A 16,633-nucleotide genomic window follows, 5' to 3' on the forward strand; every position below is an offset into this window, starting at 1 on the left:
TAGATATGTTATATACCTGTATGAAAGTGTTAAGTGCTATCCTATGTGCTTTGCCGTATCGAATGCAATATGCTATTGGGTATCTATTAGGGCAATTAGGATGGATTTTTACACCAAGCAATCGAAAACGATTGGCCATTGGACAAATATTATTTTGTCGCATTACAGATGATCCTGTAGAGGCAAAACGAATTGCCAAAGCCAGTGTGACAAGATTTGGTCGTATGATTGTGGATGTGCTTCGATATCCTGAAATTAAAGATGGCAAATACAAAGAGATGTTCACTATGGAAGGTAGAGAATATCTAGAAGATGCCAAAGAAGATGGAAAAGGTGCTATTATTATTGCTCTCCATAGTGGAAACTGGGAATTACTAGGAGGTATTTTAGCATCTGAAGGATATCCTTTGATTTCAGTAGCGATGCAGCAACAAGGTGATGCGGACAAATTTATCAATGAATATCGTGCGCTTATGAAACAACACGTCACTTATAAAACAGGTGTTCGTGAAATGGTAAAAGAACTGCAACAAGGTTCTTTTATAGGTCTTATTATGGACCAGGATCCAGGAGATAAAGGTCAGTTGGTTCCGTTTTTTGGCTATGAAACATTGACTCCCGTAGGACCTGCGGCAATGGCTCGTATGCAGGATGTGCCGATTATTCCTATAACAATACGTTTTAATGAATATACTGAGAAATACGAAATTACTGTACATCCACCTGTATACGCTGAAAAAACAGAAGAGCGGAAACGTGATATTGCCCTTACATTGACGATGCTCAATGAATGGGTGGAAGATTATATTCGAAGATATCCAGAAGATTGGTTCTGGCTTCATAATAGATGGAAATGGACACGTCGCTTTTATGGTGATACCATAGAAGTACCACCAGATGTGATGAACCAAAAACTGTAGAAAGGAGGCCCTTATGAAACAACAAACAATTAGTAAAGCAATAAGCTATGAAGGGGCTGGATTACACAGCGGTTTACCTGTGCAAATGCGTATCCTTCCTAGTGAGCCCAATACAGGGATTACCTTTGTACGTACAGATTTGCCGGGCACTCCTTCTGTGAAAGCGGATATTCGTAATGTAACAAATACGATGCGTGCTACCACATTAGAAGAGGGTGAGGCAAAAGTATTTACAGTTGAACATATTTTAGCAGCTTTTTATGGTATGGCGATTGATAACTGTATTATTGAATTGAACTCACCGGAACCTCCTATAGCTGATGGTGGATCAGCCACATTTGTGCAGCTTATCAAAGAGGCAGGAATTATCGAACAAGAGGCAGACCGTCAAGTTTATGTGGTGAAAAAATCTCATGGTATCTATGAAGAAGATAAATTTATCATTATTCGTCCTTACGATGGATTCCGTGTCACTTTTACAAGTATTAATAGTCATCCTATGCTAGGTACGCAACATGCAGATTATGAGATTAATCCCGATGTATTTGCTACAGAAATTGCACCAGCAAGAACGATTGGTTTTACAAAAGAAATCGAACAATTGCAAGCGATGGGATTAGCTAAAGGCGGATCCACGGAAAACGTGATTGTCTATGATGATACAACTTGTTTATCGGAACTTAATTTTCCAGATGAATTGGTGCGTCATAAAATTTTAGATATATTAGGCGATTTATTCTTGGTGGGCCATCTAAAAGGCCATATTATTGCTGTGAAATCGAGTCATAATTTAAACTCGCGATTAAGTCGAGAAATTTTAAAAGAAATGCAAGAGGAGGCATAACATGATTCTTACAATTGAAGAAATTATGGAAATTCTACCACACCGTTATCCATTCTTATTGGTAGATCGTATTATTGAAATGGAACCAATGAAACGTGCGGTAGGTCTTAAAAATTGTACTTTCAATGAACCACATTTCATGGGTCACTTTCCAGGTAACCCTGTGATGCCAGGTGTATTGATTACAGAAGCAATTGCTCAAGTAGGTGGTATTGCACTCTTGTATCCTGAAGAAAATCGTGGCTTAACACCAATGTTTACAGGTATAGATAAAGTACGTTTCCGTCATCCAGTTAAACCTGGTGATCAAGTACGCATCGAGGCTGATGTAGTAAAAATCAAAGGTCGTATGGGTAAAGTAGAAGGTCGTGCGTATGTAGGTGATAAATTGGTGGCAAGTGGTGAGTACATGTTCGCCTTAGTGAAGCCAGAATAACTTTCAAAATGTAAGGAGTGACACAGATGATCGTAGTTGGCATGGAAAATGCAACATCTGAAATTCATAGTACTGCAGTCATACATCCAGATGCAAAAATTGGTAAAAATGTTATTATTGGTCCTGGTGCAGTCATTGGAGAACATGTTGAAATCGGAGATGGTACTAAAATTGGCGCTAATGTAGTTATTGGTGGCTGGACAACGATTGGTAAAAATAATGAATTTTTTCCGGGTTGTGCTATCGGTTTGGAACCACAAGATTTAAAATTTAAAGGTGAAAAAAGTTATTGCATTATTGGCGATAATACAGTAGTTCGTGAATTCGTAACTATCAGTCGTGCTACTGGTGAAGGGGAAGAGACACGAGTTGGTAACAATTGTTTGTTCCAAGCGTGCACACATGTGGCGCATAACTGTATCGTAGGCAATAATGTTATCATGAGTAACTGTGCAGGCCTTGCAGGTCACGTAATTGTAGAAGATCGCGTGGTTATTGGAGGTATTGCAGGGGTCCATCAGTTTGTAAAAATTGGCCGTAATGCTATGGTTGGTGGTATGGCGAAAGTCGTACAAGACATCCCTCCCTATGTCATTGCGGATGGACAGCCAGCGCATGTAATTGGGTTGAACTCTGTAGGGTTAGCTCGCGCTGGAGTATCTGAAGAAGTGCGTCGTGAGTTGAAGAAGGCATTTCGTATTCTATATCGCAGTGGCTATAGTCTGTCTAAAGCAATTGAAGAAATGGAATTGAATTTAATATCTTCTGTTGAGATTGAACACATGCTACGTTTCTTACGCAATGCAGATCGTGGTATCATGCGCGTACGCAGAGATTAATAATGGAATTATAATACATGGAAGAGCATACAATGTATGCTTTTCCATGTATTTTTTATTGTGAACTTTCATGCCATTTATGCCCTTTATATGGTATAATATAGATTAGAATTTTTATAATTAAAAGTTAGTGGGAGGCGTTATGGCGAAAGTAGGATTGATTGCAGGAATTGGTAATCTGCCAGTTGAATTTATGCGAGCTGCTCAACATGAAGGCTATGAAGTTGTGGTCATTTCTGTTGTAACAGAGGGAGCTCCTGAATTACAAGCAGAGGCCGATGCATACTACCAAATCAGCGTCTTTAAATCAGATACAGTGATTAAAACGTTCCTTAAAGAGGGCGTCACAGATGTGACTATGTTAGGAAAAGTAACAAAAGAACATCTGTATAAAAAGATAACAACCATACCAGATATGCGTACGATCAAATTGTTGAATCGTTTGCGCAATCGTAAAGATGATACGATCATGCTAGCTATCGTAGAGGAATTAGAAAAAGAAGGACTAGCGGTAGCGGATCAAACAAAATATATGAGACCTCTTATGCCACCAGTAGGTGTCATGACAATGAGAAAACCAACAGAGGTGGAGCAATTAGATATTGAGTTTGGTTTTACCTTAGCGAAACAAATGGGTGCACTTGACATTGGACAAACCGTAGTAGTGAAAGAACAAGCGGCGATGGCTATAGAAGCCATTGAAGGAACCGATGAGTGTATCAAGCGAGGTGGTGCCTTGGGGCGTGAAGGGGCTGTGGTGGTAAAAACTGCAAAACCTAATCAGGACGTACGTTTTGATGTTCCAGCGGTAGGTATGAAGACGTTAGAATCTATGATTACCGGTAACTGCAAGGTCCTAGCTATGGAGGCGAAGCGGACGATTTTTGTTGAGCAAGAAGCAGTTTTGCAAAAAGCAAACGAATTAGGTATCGTAATCTGTGCCGTAGAAGGGCCGGATGAGGAGTAAGCATGAAGATTATGTTTTCTGCTGGTGAAGCATCAGGAGATACGCATGGTGCCAGTGTGGCAAAGGCTTTATTGGATGCATATCCAGAAGCACAACTATTTGGCATGGGCGGAGACTTGATGAAACAAGCTGGTGTGAATATTATCTACGATATTCAGCAACTAGGGTTCATCGGTATTGTTGAAATAATAAAACATTTGCCCACATTTTTTAAACTTCGCAGCTTCTTAAAAGAAGCTATGCTACGAGAAAAGCCAGATGTGTTGGTGTGTATTGACTATCCAGGTTTTAATATGAAGTTAGCGAAGGTGGCAAAAGAATTACATATACCTGTGGTGTATTACATTGCCCCTACCATTTGGGCTTGGAATAAAGGACGAGGCAAGGATATCGCTAAAACGGTGACAAAAGTAGCTTCTATTTTTCCTTTTGAAGCAGAGGCATACCGTGAATTTGGTGTAGATGTGGAATTTGTAGGGAATCCTTTGGTAGATATTGTACATCCTACCATGTCCGTCGAAGCAGCACTTTCTCATTTCGGTGCAGATACAAGGAGTCGCAATATTCTTTTGATGCCAGGTAGTCGTAAACAAGAAGTAGAAGGGTTATTACCAACAATGCTGGCAGCAGCAGAACGGTTATATAAAAATCATACAGATTTGAAGTTCTTCTTACCACGGGCACATACAATACCTAGAGAAGATATTGACAGAATTTTACAAAGTTATTCTGTACCAGTAACTGTCACAGAAGGTCATAACTATGATTTAATGCAGATTTGTACCGCATGTATTGCGGCTTCAGGGACAGCTACCTTAGAAACAGCCTTGATGAATGTACCTACTGTATTGATTTATAAAGTGGCACCTGTTACGTATGGAATTGGTAAGTTACTGGTAAAAATAGATCATATTGGATTGCCTAATATTATGGCGAAGCGTCGCATTATTCCTGAGTTATTACAGGGGGATGTAACGCCAGAAAATGTAGAACGAGAACTAGCTAATATCTTAGATCATGAAGCGGTATATACGCAGATGAAAGCCGATTTAGCGCAAGTGAAAGTAGAATTAGGGGCACCGGGAGCGGTGCAACGTGTAGCTGATGTCATTGCATCAGTCGCAATGAAGGAGGCGTAAATGAATCGTTATAAACAACTATTGGCATTTATTGTGCCATATAGGATGCGACTCATATTAGGGATATTTTGTATGATTGCAGCTGCCATGGGGTATTTAGTGGTACCATGGTTAATCCGAAATGTAGTGGATGGAGTATTGCAAGATAAAGATTTAGGCTTATTAACATTAATTGTGATTGCTATTTTAGTAATTTTCTTGCTTCGTGGATTTGCTACCTATGGGCAAAACTATATGATGGCTTATGTAGGACAGCGCGTGGTTATAGATATTCGTGAAACCTTATTTAAGCATTTACAAAAGTTAGATCAAGCTTATTTTGACCGTCGTAAAACAGGGGTTATCATGAGTAATGTGACTAGTGATGTAGGGGCGTTACAACAAGCTATTGTAGATAACCTTATATCGTTTATGACAGAAGGAGTTACCTTAGTAGGGTCCTTAGTCTTCATGTTTTACTTGGATTGGAAACTATCCCTTTTAACGTTGATTATTGTGCCTGTTGTATTAGGATTAACGAATATATTTGGTAAAAAATTGCGCTCTGCAGGTCATGAGGTACAAGGTAGAACAGCGGATATTACGGCGTTTTTACAAGAAGTTATTTCAGGGGTGCGCGTGATTCGTTCTTTTGCTCGTGAAACATATGAATTTAAGCGATTTGAACAAGAGAACCAAAATAACTTTGATGCAGCTATGAAAGCTACAAAATTAACAGCTGTCATGGGGCCTATGGTGGAATTTGCAGCTGCCATTGCAGTGGTGATTATTTTATGGTATGGCGGATATTCTGTAGTGCAAGGTTATATTACAGCAGGTTCCTTGATTGCATTCTTAATTTATGCTATTAACTTATCTAACCCTGTGAAACGCTTAACTCAAGTCTATGGTAACTTACAAAAAGCAATGGCAGCAGGAGATCGTGTTATCGACATTTTAGAAACAGAACCACATGTGAAAGAATCACCAACGGCAAAAGCGTTAACAGATGTACAAGGAACTGTAGAATTCGACAATGTACAATTTGCTTATGATGAAGATAATTTAGCTTTAAAAGGCGTCAACTTAACGGTGAAACAAGGGCAAACCGTGGCGATTGTTGGTCCTTCTGGAGCTGGTAAATCAACGATAGCGAACTTGTTACCACGTTTTTATGATGTAACAGGTGGCGCTATTCGCATTGATGGTGTAGATGTGCGAGATGTCACATTTACATCCTTACGAGAAAATATTGGTTTAGTGCCACAAGATACGATGTTATTCAATGCATCAGTACGTGAAAATATTTTATATGGTCGCTTAGATGCTACTGAACAAGAAATCATTGAGGCGGCTAAAGCAGCGAATGCCTATGAGTTTATTGAAAAATTACCGAATGGATTTGATACGATTGTGGGAGAGCGAGGTAACTCTTTATCGGGTGGTCAGCGTCAACGTATTGCTATTGCACGAGCTATCTTGAAAAATCCGAGCATTTTAATTCTTGATGAGGCTACCTCAGCCTTAGATACTGAAAGTGAAAAGATTGTACAGGAAGCGTTAGAACGACTAATGAAAAATAGAACGGCTCTAGTCATTGCTCATAGATTGAGTACTATTAAACATGCCGATCATATTGTGGTCTTACAGCAAGGTTGTGTTGTAGAAGAAGGCACACATGATGAATTATTAGCGTTGAATGGCTTATATAGCCATTTATATTCTGTTCAATTTGCCAGAAAAGGATAAACTATGTATTGGATATACAATATACTTCTCATTATCTATTGGATTGGCTTGATACCGGTGATTCTCTACCGTTTGGCCTTTGAAGAAGGATTCTACGAGCGGATCAAACAAAGTGCAGGATTCATGCCTAGCACATTGATGAAAAAAATTGAAGGTAAACGGGCTATTTGGTTGCATGCGGCTTCTGTAGGCGAAATTGTAGCTACCAGCCCATTGGTGAAAGACATCAAAAAAAGCTTTCCTGATGCAGTTGTAGTTGTATCTGTGGTAACCGCTACTGGACATGCCATGGCACGCCGCATCATTCCGGAAGCAGAAGGGATTATTTTCTTCCCCTTAGACTTGCCATTTTTGACACGAAGAATTTTGACAACGATTAAGCCCATTGCAATTTTATTGGTTGAAACTGAAATTTGGCCAAACTTTCTTCGTATTGCCAAAGCTGAACAGATTCCAGTTATGATGGTCAATGGTCGTATCAGTGATCGTTCTATGTCACGGTATATGCATATTAAATCTTTTATGCATGATATGTTGGGGTCCATAGATCGATTCTGTATGCAATCTAAATTAGATGCGGAATATATCACTGTATTAGGGGCAAATGTACAAGAGGTAACCGTTACAGGGAATACGAAATATGATCAAACCTATGCAACGGTAACAGATGAAGAAAAAGAACAATTGCAACATGAGTTTGGATTTGGACACAATCATCCTATTATCGTGGCAGGTAGTACCCATAAAGGGGAAGAGGATAAGTTGTTTCAAGCGTTTAAAGAAATTTTACAATCTTATCCCAATGCGCGATTACTGATTGCACCTCGCGAAATTATGCGTGGTAATGATGTAAAAGCATTATCTCAAAAATATGGGTTGAAAGCGATTTGTCGTAGTGCTATGACAGAACCTGTACATGAAGAAATTCCAGTGGTGATTTTAGATACCATCGGTGAATTAGGTCGGCTATATAGTTTGGGGGATATTATTTTTGTAGGTGGATCTTTAGTAAAAACTGGAGGTCATAATATATTGGAACCAGCTGCTCATGGTAAGCCAATTATTGTAGGACCACATATGTTTAACTTTAAGGAAATCTATAGTTTGTTGAGATCCCGTGGTGCTTGTACAATGGTACATGATGAAAGAGAATTGTTAGAAGTGTTACAAACCTTGTGTGCGAACCAAGAGATGCGAGATGAGATGAGTTGCCATTGTTTGGAAGTAGTCCGTGAAAATCGTGGGGCTACACAACGGAATACAGAGGAACTGCGTCGACTCTTTGAACGCTTTCACATTGTACCGTAATTGGTTCATATTAGTTTTAATATCCTAGGCTATACTAGAGGGATATGGAGGAGGTTTACTCATGAAAGGAGAACAACTCTTTAAGCATATCATTAGTGGACAGATGGAAGGCTCCTTGGGAGATGCTCTGCGCAATGGTTTGGAAAAGGCTAGTAAGGTCTATGAAAGAGTCATAGAATATCGTAATGAGCGCTACAATCATCCCAAGCATGTACAATGGGTAGCAGTGCCAGTTATTAGCATAGGAAATATTACAGTGGGTGGTACTGGTAAAACTCCTATGGTACGCTATGTATGTGAAACATTGGATACAGCACATCACAACGTAAGCGTGTTGAGCCGTGGCTACAAAGCGGACAATAATAAAAAGCCTATCATTGTTTCTAGACAAGGTACGGTGGATGTGTCCTCTTTCATTAGTGGTGATGAGGCGTGGTTATTAGCCAAAACATTGCCGAATGCGAATGTCATCATTGGGTCAAAACGAGTAGAGTCTGCTAAGATTGCAGTGGATGAACTACAATCTGATGTACTTGTGTTAGATGATGGATTTCAACATCGAGCATTAGGTCGTGAGGCGGATATCGTCTTAATTGATGCCAGTCACCCATTTGGCTATGGCGCAGTATTGCCGAGAGGTCTCTTACGTGAGCCTTTGGAGAATTTGAAACGTGCCACGTACATTGTGTTAACGAAAACGAATCAAATCGATCCAGAACAATTGAAGATATTGCGCGAAGACATTCATGCGTTGGCACCACTTGTTCCGGTAGCTGAAACGATTCATCAAACGGTGGGCTTTCAAACGATGGAAGAATGGAGTCATAATGGATCGATTCATGGTATAAGTGACTATGACGGGACTCCTTTACTAGCTATTAGTGGAATCGGTCAACCGAGTTCGTTCATTTCTAATTTAAAAAGTTATGGATTCACTGTACAGGATATGATGAGTTTTGGAGACCATCATGATTATTCTGAGGAAGATGTTGTGAAATTATGGGAACGTTGTTTTAAAACTGGTATCCAAGGGATCATCACCACAGAAAAGGATGCGGTCAAGTTATCACAAGTACGAGCCATACGAGACTTACAGATTCCTGTCTATGTATTAGTAATTGGTATTGCATTTACCAAAGGTGAAGAAGATTTTAAATCCTATGTTTTGCAAATAGCAAAGGGGAAGTAATATGCGTATAGCTTGTATTATTCCAGCGCGCTATGGATCGACACGATTGCCGGGTAAACCCTTAGCGATGATTGGTAATAAACCAATGATTCAACGGGTCTATGAACAAGTATCAAAAGCCACTGAAATTCATGAGGTCATCGTGGCTACAGATGATGAACGTGTGTATGATGCGGTTACTGCATTTGGTGGGCAAGTGATGATGACGAGAGCCGACCATTTGACTGGCACTGACCGATTGGCAGAAGTAGCAGCTACAAGAACAGATATTGATGTAATTATTAATGTACAAGGGGATGAGCCACTCATTGATGCGTCTGTCATTGATGAATTAGCTCGTCAGTTCAAAGAAGATTCAACCTTACAAATGGGTACAGTAGGCTGTCCTTTGTTAGAATCAGAATACAATGAGCCTAGTGCTGTGAAAGTGATTGTGAATCGATTGGGGAACGCTATGTATTTTTCTCGGTCTTTAATTCCCCATCCTAGACATGCATTCGTGGTTCCCCCTTTCAAGCATGTAGGCATGTATGGATATAATCGTCAATTCCTACTAGCCTATGCAAAGATGGAACCAACACCGGCAGAATTAACTGAATCCTTAGAGCAGTTACGGGCCTTAGAAAATGGATATACCATTCGGGTCATTACTACGGACCAACGCTTTGTGGGCGTAGATACACCAGAAGATTTAGAACGAGTGAATGAAATATTTCACCAATTAGAAGCATAAACAATTTCGTTTAGAAAGGAGATACTATGAAAACAGTACAAGTAGGCAACCTTACACTTGGTGGAGGTAAAGGCTTATTTTTATTAGCGGGCCCATGCGTGATTGAGGGCTATGAACGTACATTGGAGATTGGTCGTCGTGCGAAAGCAATTTGTGATAAAGTGGGTATTCCTTACGTATTCAAAGCTTCCTTTGATAAAGCCAATCGCTCTAGCTATTCTTCCTTCCGTGGCCCAGGCCTCGTAGAAGGTTTAGAAATTTTGAAAGCTATTAAAGAAGAGTTGCAGGTACCAGTGGTAAGTGATATTCATGATATTACTCAAATTGAACCAGCTGCTGAAGTGTTGGATATCCTTCAAATTCCAGCATTCTTGTGCCGTCAAACTGATTTGGTATACGGAGCTGCGGCCACTGGAAAATGCGTGAATGTGAAAAAAGGTCAATTCATGGCTCCTAAAGATATGAGCAATGTGTTGAAAAAAATGGAAGAATCTGGCAATCAGAACTTAATGTTGACGGAACGTGGATTTAGTTTTGGCTATAATAATTTAGTGGTAGACATGAGATCCTTCCCAATTATGCGTTCTTTTGAATATCCAGTTATCTTCGATGCCACACATTCTGTACAATTACCAGGTGGAGCAGGCACAGCATCTTCTGGCCAACGTGAATTTGTGGCTAACTTAGCACGTGGCGCTGTTGCCAGTGGTGTGGATGGATTGTTCTTTGAAGTTCATGATAATCCAGAAGAAGCACTTTCAGATGGGCCAAATATGTTATATTTAGATTCTCTAGAAGAATTATTAACTGATTTAGTAGCTATCGACAAAATCGTAAAAAAATAGTACAGATGTAAAGGATGCAGGTGAACTATGAAGATACTTGAACGAGCAGCACAGGTGCTCCAAGAAGAATCAAAAGCAGTGTTAGACTTAATTGAAACATTAGACCATCGGTTTGAAGCAGCAGTAGAGTTAATCTTAGCCTCTAAAGGACGTGTGGTCTGTACAGGTATGGGAAAATCTGGACATATTGCACGAAAAATTTCGGCTACATTAGCGAGTACAGGTACACCTGCATTATTTTTACACCCTGGTGAAGGGGTACATGGCGATTTAGGTATGGTTACCTCTGATGATGTAGTATTGGCCTTTTCTAATAGTGGAGAAACTGGGGAGGTTATCAGTTTATTACCATCCTTACGTCGCATAGGGGCTAAATTAATTTCTGTAGTAGGGAATCCAAGCTCTACATTAGGAAAAAATTCTGATATAGTTTTGGTCGTTTGTGTAGATAAAGAAGCATGTCCTTTAGGGCTAGCTCCCACTAGTAGTACCACAGCTGCATTAGCCTTAGGTGATGCATTGGCGGTGTGTTTATTAGATCAACATCAATTTACACCAGAAAATTTTGCAGTATTCCATCCAGGTGGTTCCCTAGGTCGTAAATTATTGCTCACAGTAGAAAATATTATGCATAGTGGAGATGACAATCCTATTATTTATAAAGGCGCCACTGTGCAAGATGCATTATTTGTGATGACCAACAAAGGCCTGGGAGCAGCTAATGTAGTAGATGAAGAAGGTAAATTAATTGGTTTAGTAACAGATGGAGATATTCGACGTGGTCTAGATTCTGGATGCAATTTCCTAGTATGGTCTGTGGAAGATATGATGACGAAATCACCGCGTACGATTACTAAAGATAAACTAGCGGCGGAAGCACTTCACATGATGGAGAAGAATCAGCCACGGCCAATTACAGTACTTCCTGTTGTTGGTCATGATGGAACTAGCCTTGGGTTAGTACATATTACAGATTTGTTACGAAGGGGTATTGTATAATGGCAATACGTTGTTTAATCTTAGATGTGGATGGAGTGCTGACAAAGGGTGAGATTACGTATACATCTAGTGGAGAAGAAATTAAAGCTTTTCATGCAAAAGATGGATTAGGATTGGCTCTAGCACAGCGTATGGGATTACAAACGGCAATCATTACGGGCCGTACATCCCCTATTGTAGAGCGACGAGCGAAAGAATTAAAAATTTCTCATATTCAAATGGGGAGCCATAATAAGAGCGCTGGATTACAGGAACTCTTGAAAACATTAGAGTTAGAGGCTCACGAAGTTGCCTATATGGGCGATGACCTCAATGACTTAGGCATTATGTCTAAGGTGGGATTAGCGATGACACCACAAGATGGTGTACCAGAAGTGAAACAAGTAGCTCACTATATCTGCCAAGCTAACGGTGGACAAGGAGCGGTGCGTGAAGCAGTGGAGTATATTTTGAAACAAGCAGGACTTTGGGAGGATGCAGTACGGTCATATCGTGAGGAATCCTACCAAGCAGGTCAGTAGAAAGGAGGCTTTCATGGCAGGAGAATGGCAATATACAGCCTTAAAAACGCTTAGTAAGTTAGTTTGTACATTACCTTATTCTACAATCTTATCCATTGGAGCAACTCTAGGACCTTTATATAGATTAGTAGGAAAAAAACAGGTCAAACGAGGATTACATAATCTAATGATTGGCCTTTCCATAGATGAAAAAGAAGCAGATGCCATATTAGGACGACTCTTTCAAAACTTGGGACGTTCTGTGATGGAAACATTATATATGCCGAATTTGACACCGGAGTTCATTAAAGAACATATCGAAATGCGTGGGTTAGAGCATCTAGATGCAGCCATGGCAGAAGATAAAGGTGTTGTTATCTTGACGGCCCATGTAGGCAATTGGGAGTGGATGGGCGCAGCCTTGGCGGCTCATGGGTATCCGTCCACAACGATTGTCAAAAAACAACCGAATGCTCAATTCACAAGATTGCTAAATGAATACCGAGAAATGGTAGGATTAGAAGTATTTGCTCGCGGTGGTTCTGAAATGAGAGGCGCTGCACAAGCGATGAAAGCAAAGAAATTATTGGGTTTCTTAGCGGATCAAGATGGATGGTACACTGGTTTGCCAGTGATGTTCTTAGGACAAGATTCATCAGCGGTGACGGGACCAGCATCCTTTGCGAAAAAGTTTAAAGCTCCTGTTGTGCCAGTCTTTGCATCTCGTAAAGAGAATGGTCACATTGTCCATATATTGCCAGCACTTCATTATAAAGATACTGGTGATGTGGAGAAAGATATGTTCCGTCTTACGGAAGAAACTGTGAAGATAACAGAAGCGTTTATTAGAGAACATCCTGATGAATGGTTGTGGTTCCAGCATCGTTGGAACACAAAAATTCATGAAATCACAGATATCGAACATAAACTACAAGTGCGGGAGGCTGTCCATGAAGAACAATAAAAAACTACTCCTTACTGTGGTAGTAGGTATTTTAATTCTTATTGGCGTAGGGTATTTCTTGTATGGTGGTGTGGATACCACGACTACGGGCCCATTGGGTAACTCGATTAGCTTTAATGGAACAGAATTAAAAGAAGAAAAAAATGGACAACTGATTTGGTCTGTGAAAGCAGAAAAGATAAGTGTTGATCAGGTCACAAAAGTAGTTACCTTAGAAAATGTAACAGGGGCGTTTCATAAGGATGGAAAAATACTTACAGTGAAAGCACCAAAAGGCGTGGTATCTAAAGACCATGGACAGATTACATTATCTGGTGGCATTGAGGCTACCTCTAGTACGGGTGCAACGCTTCGCACAGAAGGGCTAGAGTATACAAGTAAAGAACAGTTATTTAAATCAACTTCTAAATTTATTTACACCGATGTTGACACAACATTAGAAGGTGATGTGCTAGAAGGCGATATGATTTTGCAACAAGTGACTGCAAAAGGTCATGCTAAGTTGATTCGCAAGTAGGAAGGAAATTCATGAAACTACAACGTTTACTCATGGCAGCTCTTATGGGTGGTGTCATGATGATTCCCGTATGGGCAGCAACAACAGATACCACTCCGGCAGGCAATGGCAGTATCATGATTACTGCTGATCAGTTGACATATGATGGAGTTAGTGGTCGTGCTGAGGTAAAAGGTAGTGTAGTTATTACCAAAGATGATAAGACTATGACTGGTGCTATAGGTTGGTATAATACGAATACACAAGAAGGATATTTAACTGGTGGAGTGAGTATGATAGGCACTAATATGTCAATGGCAGCATCAGAAGTGCATGTATTACATAATCATCAATTTGATGCTACAGGTAATGTGCATTTACAAAAAGATGATCGTCAATTATACGGTGATCATGTAAACTATAATACGGAAACTGGTTATGGTGAAATTATTGGTAATGGACAGTTAATGGTGGCTGATAACATCTTGACTGGAGAACATATTACAGCATTTACAAATGAAATCTCTGCCACAGCAAAAGGGAATGTAACCGTATCTAGTACAAGTCGTAATGTAAATGCCACAGCAGATGAAGCTGTATATACGCAGACTCCAAATCAAAATGATGGAGTGGCTTATTTAAAAGGTAATGCAAGAGCTGTACAAAATGGTAATGTCTTAGAAGCGCCAGAATTAAAAATTCAACTTAGTGATAATAGTGCAGAAACGCTTGGTGGGCGCAGTACCTTAATCATTACTCCAAAGTAAGGAGAATTTATGTTTATACAAACCAAGGATTTAGTAAAAACCTATAAATCAAGAAATGTAGTGGATAAAGTGAGTGTTCGTGTGGAAGAAGGCGAAATTGTGGGATTGTTAGGCCCCAATGGAGCAGGCAAGACAACTACTTTTTATATGATTGTAGGTGTAGAAAAACCTAGTTCAGGAAGTATCTGCATCGGTGATGTGGATGTGACCCATATGCCGATGTATAAACGATCTGCCTATGGTATTGGATATTTGCCACAGGAAGCCTCTATTTTTCGTAATCTAACCGTTGAAGATAATATTTTAGCTATGTTAGAAACTACTGATCTTTCTAAAGTAGAACAAAAGGCAACCATGGAGTCTTTATTAGAAGAATTTCATATTACCCATGTACGTGACCGCTTGGGCATTCAGTTGTCCGGTGGTGAGCGACGTCGTGTAGAAATTGCTAGAGCTATTGCTTTAAATCCTAAGTTTATATTACTGGATGAACCTTTTGCAGGGGTTGACCCTATTGCGGTAGCAGATATTCAATCTATTATTCGTCATTTGAAAGACCGAGGGATTGGAGTGCTGATTACAGACCATAATGTACGTGAAACATTAGGGATTGTAGATAAAGCTTACATTTTAAATAGTGGTACGATTTTATTAGAAGGTACAGCCGATGAAGTAGCTACGAGCGATGTGGCTCGTAAGTTTTATTTAGGTGATGATTTCCGAATGTAGGAGTGGGTATGAGAATTTTAGATAAATATATATTGAAAGCTTTCATAGGGCCATTTCTGTTTGGGATTTTTGCCTTTACTAGTATTTTTATTGGTACAGGCACGCTATTTCGTATTGCCCAGTATATTACAGAATATGGGGCTAGTTTATGGTCTGTGACTAGAGCCTTTTTATTGGCATTACCGAATATTGTAATATTAACCTTTCCTATGTCTGTCCTACTAGGATCGCTTATGACATTTGGTCGATTAAGTGGTAGTAGTGAAATTATCGTGATGCGTGCGGGGGGACAAAACTTTTTACGTTTGGCCACACCTGTATATATCATGGCATTTCTTATTTCTCTTTGCTCTATTGCTTTTAATGAATATGTAGTGCCAGCAGCAAACCACGCGTATCAAACGATTATCCGTGAGGAGATTATGAAACGTGCTACCCCACAAACACAGGAACATATTGTATTAAAAACATTAGCGGACAAAAAGATTAACACTTTAATGTATGCAGGTAAATATGATAGCTCTACTAAACTGTTGTCCGATATTACAGTGCAACAATTTACGGATGGACAAGTGACACAAATTGAACGTGCTAAAACTGCGAATTGGAACGGTCAATACTGGATTATGCACGATGGTACTATTTATGATATTAATGCATCTGGTGAGGGTATCGATCGAACTATGAAGTTTGAAGAACAAGTATTGCCAATTACGCAAGATCCAGATAAAATTAGTCGATCTCAACGTAAGCCAGAAGAGATGACCATCAAAGAGATTAGACAGCAAATCAAAGCGATGGAGGCTACTGGTGGTAAAATTACAGAATGGCAAATGGAAATGTATCAACGCTTTACTATTCCTGTAGCAAGCTTTATTTTTGCCTTGGTAGGAGCACCATTAGGTTTACAAAAACAACGGTCTAGCTCTTCTATTGGATTTGGCATTTCTGTGTTAGTTATCTTTATTTATTATGGGGTAATGACATTGTCTGGAGCCCTAGGTAAAGGAGGGGCGTTACCACCAGTATTGGCAGCGTGGATTCCTAATACGTTAGGTGTATTAGCTGGTTTATATTTAAACTGGAGAGTATCTAAATAATAAGATTTAACAAGGGTAGCATTACTAATCTAGTAAGTAATGCTACTCTTTTATATCTTGATTGCAGATGAGTATATGGAGACCTTTTATTGTATAACCATTGTAGTGTACTAGGGATTTTGATATACTA

General features: G+C 39.7%; 18 protein-coding genes. All 18 read left to right on the plus strand.

The features are described 5' to 3' along the window. The first annotated feature begins 5 nt into the window (after nucleotides 1-5). The 18 genes from EO111_RS03535 (at nucleotide 6) to EO111_RS03620 (ending at nucleotide 16,503) form a co-directional block, all read left to right on the plus strand. Nucleotides 6-920 carry a lysophospholipid acyltransferase family protein gene (locus tag EO111_RS03535; protein ID WP_240642234.1) on the plus strand — a complete coding sequence of 305 codons (915 nt, stop codon included), beginning with the start codon at nucleotides 6-8 and terminating at the stop codon, nucleotides 918-920. A gap of 13 nt (nucleotides 921-933) precedes the next feature. Beyond that, entirely contained in the window at nucleotides 934-1,764 is an 831-nt protein-coding gene (gene lpxC / locus EO111_RS03540; protein WP_062401956.1) for a UDP-3-O-acyl-N-acetylglucosamine deacetylase, read from the plus strand. A gap of 1 nt (nucleotide 1,765) precedes the next feature. Continuing rightward, nucleotides 1,766-2,200: a 3-hydroxyacyl-ACP dehydratase FabZ gene (fabZ, locus tag EO111_RS03545; protein ID WP_009353694.1), complete on the plus strand. Its 435-nt coding sequence runs from the start codon at nucleotides 1,766-1,768 to the stop codon at nucleotides 2,198-2,200. Between the two features lie 26 nt (nucleotides 2,201-2,226). Further along, a complete protein-coding gene (gene lpxA, locus EO111_RS03550) occupies nucleotides 2,227-3,039 on the plus strand; it encodes an acyl-ACP--UDP-N-acetylglucosamine O-acyltransferase (RefSeq protein WP_009353663.1) in 813 nt (270 codons plus the stop codon). Between the two features lie 142 nt (nucleotides 3,040-3,181). Next, the gene (locus EO111_RS03555) at nucleotides 3,182-4,006 is read left to right on the plus strand and encodes an LpxI family protein (protein WP_127010757.1); all 825 of its coding nucleotides are present in this window, start codon (nucleotides 3,182-3,184) and stop codon (nucleotides 4,004-4,006) included. 2 nt (nucleotides 4,007-4,008) lie between these two features. Continuing rightward, a complete protein-coding gene (gene lpxB, locus EO111_RS03560) occupies nucleotides 4,009-5,145 on the plus strand; it encodes a lipid-A-disaccharide synthase (protein WP_127010758.1) in 1,137 nt (378 codons plus the stop codon). Continuing rightward, nucleotides 5,146-6,873: a lipid A export permease/ATP-binding protein MsbA gene (gene msbA, locus EO111_RS03565; RefSeq protein ID WP_127010759.1), complete on the plus strand. Its 1,728-nt coding sequence runs from the start codon at nucleotides 5,146-5,148 to the stop codon at nucleotides 6,871-6,873. 3 nt (nucleotides 6,874-6,876) lie between these two features. Continuing rightward, entirely contained in the window at nucleotides 6,877-8,181 is a 1,305-nt protein-coding gene (locus EO111_RS03570; RefSeq protein WP_127010760.1) for a 3-deoxy-D-manno-octulosonic acid transferase, read from the plus strand. A gap of 61 nt (nucleotides 8,182-8,242) precedes the next feature. Beyond that, a complete protein-coding gene (gene lpxK, locus EO111_RS03575) occupies nucleotides 8,243-9,370 on the plus strand; it encodes a tetraacyldisaccharide 4'-kinase (protein ID WP_127010761.1) in 1,128 nt (375 codons plus the stop codon). 1 nt (nucleotide 9,371) lies between these two features. After that, complete coding sequence (kdsB, locus tag EO111_RS03580; RefSeq protein WP_127010762.1) at nucleotides 9,372-10,103, plus strand: 3-deoxy-manno-octulosonate cytidylyltransferase; 732 nt, start codon at nucleotides 9,372-9,374, stop codon at nucleotides 10,101-10,103. 26 nt (nucleotides 10,104-10,129) lie between these two features. After that, nucleotides 10,130-10,948 (plus strand): 3-deoxy-8-phosphooctulonate synthase, encoded by an 819-nt coding sequence (kdsA, locus tag EO111_RS03585; protein WP_126940622.1) that lies wholly within the window; start codon nucleotides 10,130-10,132, stop codon nucleotides 10,946-10,948. 27 nt (nucleotides 10,949-10,975) lie between these two features. Next, complete coding sequence (locus EO111_RS03590; RefSeq protein WP_126940620.1) at nucleotides 10,976-11,947, plus strand: SIS domain-containing protein; 972 nt, start codon at nucleotides 10,976-10,978, stop codon at nucleotides 11,945-11,947. Then, the gene (locus tag EO111_RS03595; RefSeq protein ID WP_127010763.1) at nucleotides 11,947-12,468 is read left to right on the plus strand and encodes an HAD family hydrolase; all 522 of its coding nucleotides are present in this window, start codon (nucleotides 11,947-11,949) and stop codon (nucleotides 12,466-12,468) included. The genes EO111_RS03590 and EO111_RS03595 overlap by 1 nt, the downstream gene beginning before the upstream one ends. 13 nt (nucleotides 12,469-12,481) lie before the next feature. Then, on the plus strand, nucleotides 12,482-13,411 hold the full coding sequence (locus tag EO111_RS03600; RefSeq protein ID WP_126940616.1) for a lysophospholipid acyltransferase family protein: 930 nt from the start codon (nucleotides 12,482-12,484) through the stop codon (nucleotides 13,409-13,411). After that, on the plus strand, nucleotides 13,398-13,928 hold the full coding sequence (gene lptC / locus EO111_RS03605) for an LPS export ABC transporter periplasmic protein LptC (RefSeq protein ID WP_164725668.1): 531 nt from the start codon (nucleotides 13,398-13,400) through the stop codon (nucleotides 13,926-13,928). The genes EO111_RS03600 and lptC overlap by 14 nt, the downstream gene beginning before the upstream one ends. Before the next feature lie 11 nt (nucleotides 13,929-13,939). Then, nucleotides 13,940-14,674, plus strand: a complete 735-nt coding sequence (locus EO111_RS03610) for an LptA/OstA family protein (RefSeq protein ID WP_127010764.1) — start codon at nucleotides 13,940-13,942, stop codon at nucleotides 14,672-14,674. Nucleotides 14,675-14,683: 9 nt separating this feature from the next. Then, nucleotides 14,684-15,403: an LPS export ABC transporter ATP-binding protein gene (gene lptB, locus EO111_RS03615; protein ID WP_062401918.1), complete on the plus strand. Its 720-nt coding sequence runs from the start codon at nucleotides 14,684-14,686 to the stop codon at nucleotides 15,401-15,403. Nucleotides 15,404-15,411: 8 nt separating this feature from the next. After that, on the plus strand, nucleotides 15,412-16,503 hold the full coding sequence (locus EO111_RS03620) for an LptF/LptG family permease (RefSeq protein ID WP_009353054.1): 1,092 nt from the start codon (nucleotides 15,412-15,414) through the stop codon (nucleotides 16,501-16,503). Nucleotides 16,504-16,633: the final 130 nt, after the last annotated feature.

Source organism: Veillonella sp. CHU594 (genome assembly GCF_003992265.1).
GTDB lineage: Bacteria > Bacillota > Negativicutes > Veillonellales > Veillonellaceae > F0422.

Excerpts from the sequence above, each read along its gene's own strand:
- EO111_RS03535 (WP_240642234.1), top strand. The coding sequence starts at position 6 with ATGTTATATACCTGTATGAAAGTGTTAAGTGCTATCCTATGTGCTTTG.
- lpxC (WP_062401956.1), top strand. The coding sequence starts at position 934 with ATGAAACAACAAACAATTAGTAAAGCAATAAGCTATGAAGGGGCTGGA.
- fabZ (WP_009353694.1), top strand. The coding sequence starts at position 1,766 with ATGATTCTTACAATTGAAGAAATTATGGAAATTCTACCACACCGTTAT.
- lpxA (WP_009353663.1), top strand. The coding sequence starts at position 2,227 with ATGATCGTAGTTGGCATGGAAAATGCAACATCTGAAATTCATAGTACT.
- EO111_RS03555 (WP_127010757.1), top strand. The coding sequence starts at position 3,182 with ATGGCGAAAGTAGGATTGATTGCAGGAATTGGTAATCTGCCAGTTGAA.
- lpxB (WP_127010758.1), top strand. The coding sequence starts at position 4,009 with ATGAAGATTATGTTTTCTGCTGGTGAAGCATCAGGAGATACGCATGGT.
- msbA (WP_127010759.1), top strand. The coding sequence starts at position 5,146 with ATGAATCGTTATAAACAACTATTGGCATTTATTGTGCCATATAGGATG.
- EO111_RS03570 (WP_127010760.1), top strand. The coding sequence starts at position 6,877 with ATGTATTGGATATACAATATACTTCTCATTATCTATTGGATTGGCTTG.
- lpxK (WP_127010761.1), top strand. The coding sequence starts at position 8,243 with ATGAAAGGAGAACAACTCTTTAAGCATATCATTAGTGGACAGATGGAA.
- kdsB (WP_127010762.1), top strand. The coding sequence starts at position 9,372 with ATGCGTATAGCTTGTATTATTCCAGCGCGCTATGGATCGACACGATTG.
- kdsA (WP_126940622.1), top strand. The coding sequence starts at position 10,130 with ATGAAAACAGTACAAGTAGGCAACCTTACACTTGGTGGAGGTAAAGGC.
- EO111_RS03590 (WP_126940620.1), top strand. The coding sequence starts at position 10,976 with ATGAAGATACTTGAACGAGCAGCACAGGTGCTCCAAGAAGAATCAAAA.
- EO111_RS03595 (WP_127010763.1), top strand. The coding sequence starts at position 11,947 with ATGGCAATACGTTGTTTAATCTTAGATGTGGATGGAGTGCTGACAAAG.
- EO111_RS03600 (WP_126940616.1), top strand. The coding sequence starts at position 12,482 with ATGGCAGGAGAATGGCAATATACAGCCTTAAAAACGCTTAGTAAGTTA.
- lptC (WP_164725668.1), top strand. The coding sequence starts at position 13,398 with ATGAAGAACAATAAAAAACTACTCCTTACTGTGGTAGTAGGTATTTTA.
- EO111_RS03610 (WP_127010764.1), top strand. The coding sequence starts at position 13,940 with ATGAAACTACAACGTTTACTCATGGCAGCTCTTATGGGTGGTGTCATG.
- lptB (WP_062401918.1), top strand. The coding sequence starts at position 14,684 with ATGTTTATACAAACCAAGGATTTAGTAAAAACCTATAAATCAAGAAAT.
- EO111_RS03620 (WP_009353054.1), top strand. The coding sequence starts at position 15,412 with ATGAGAATTTTAGATAAATATATATTGAAAGCTTTCATAGGGCCATTT.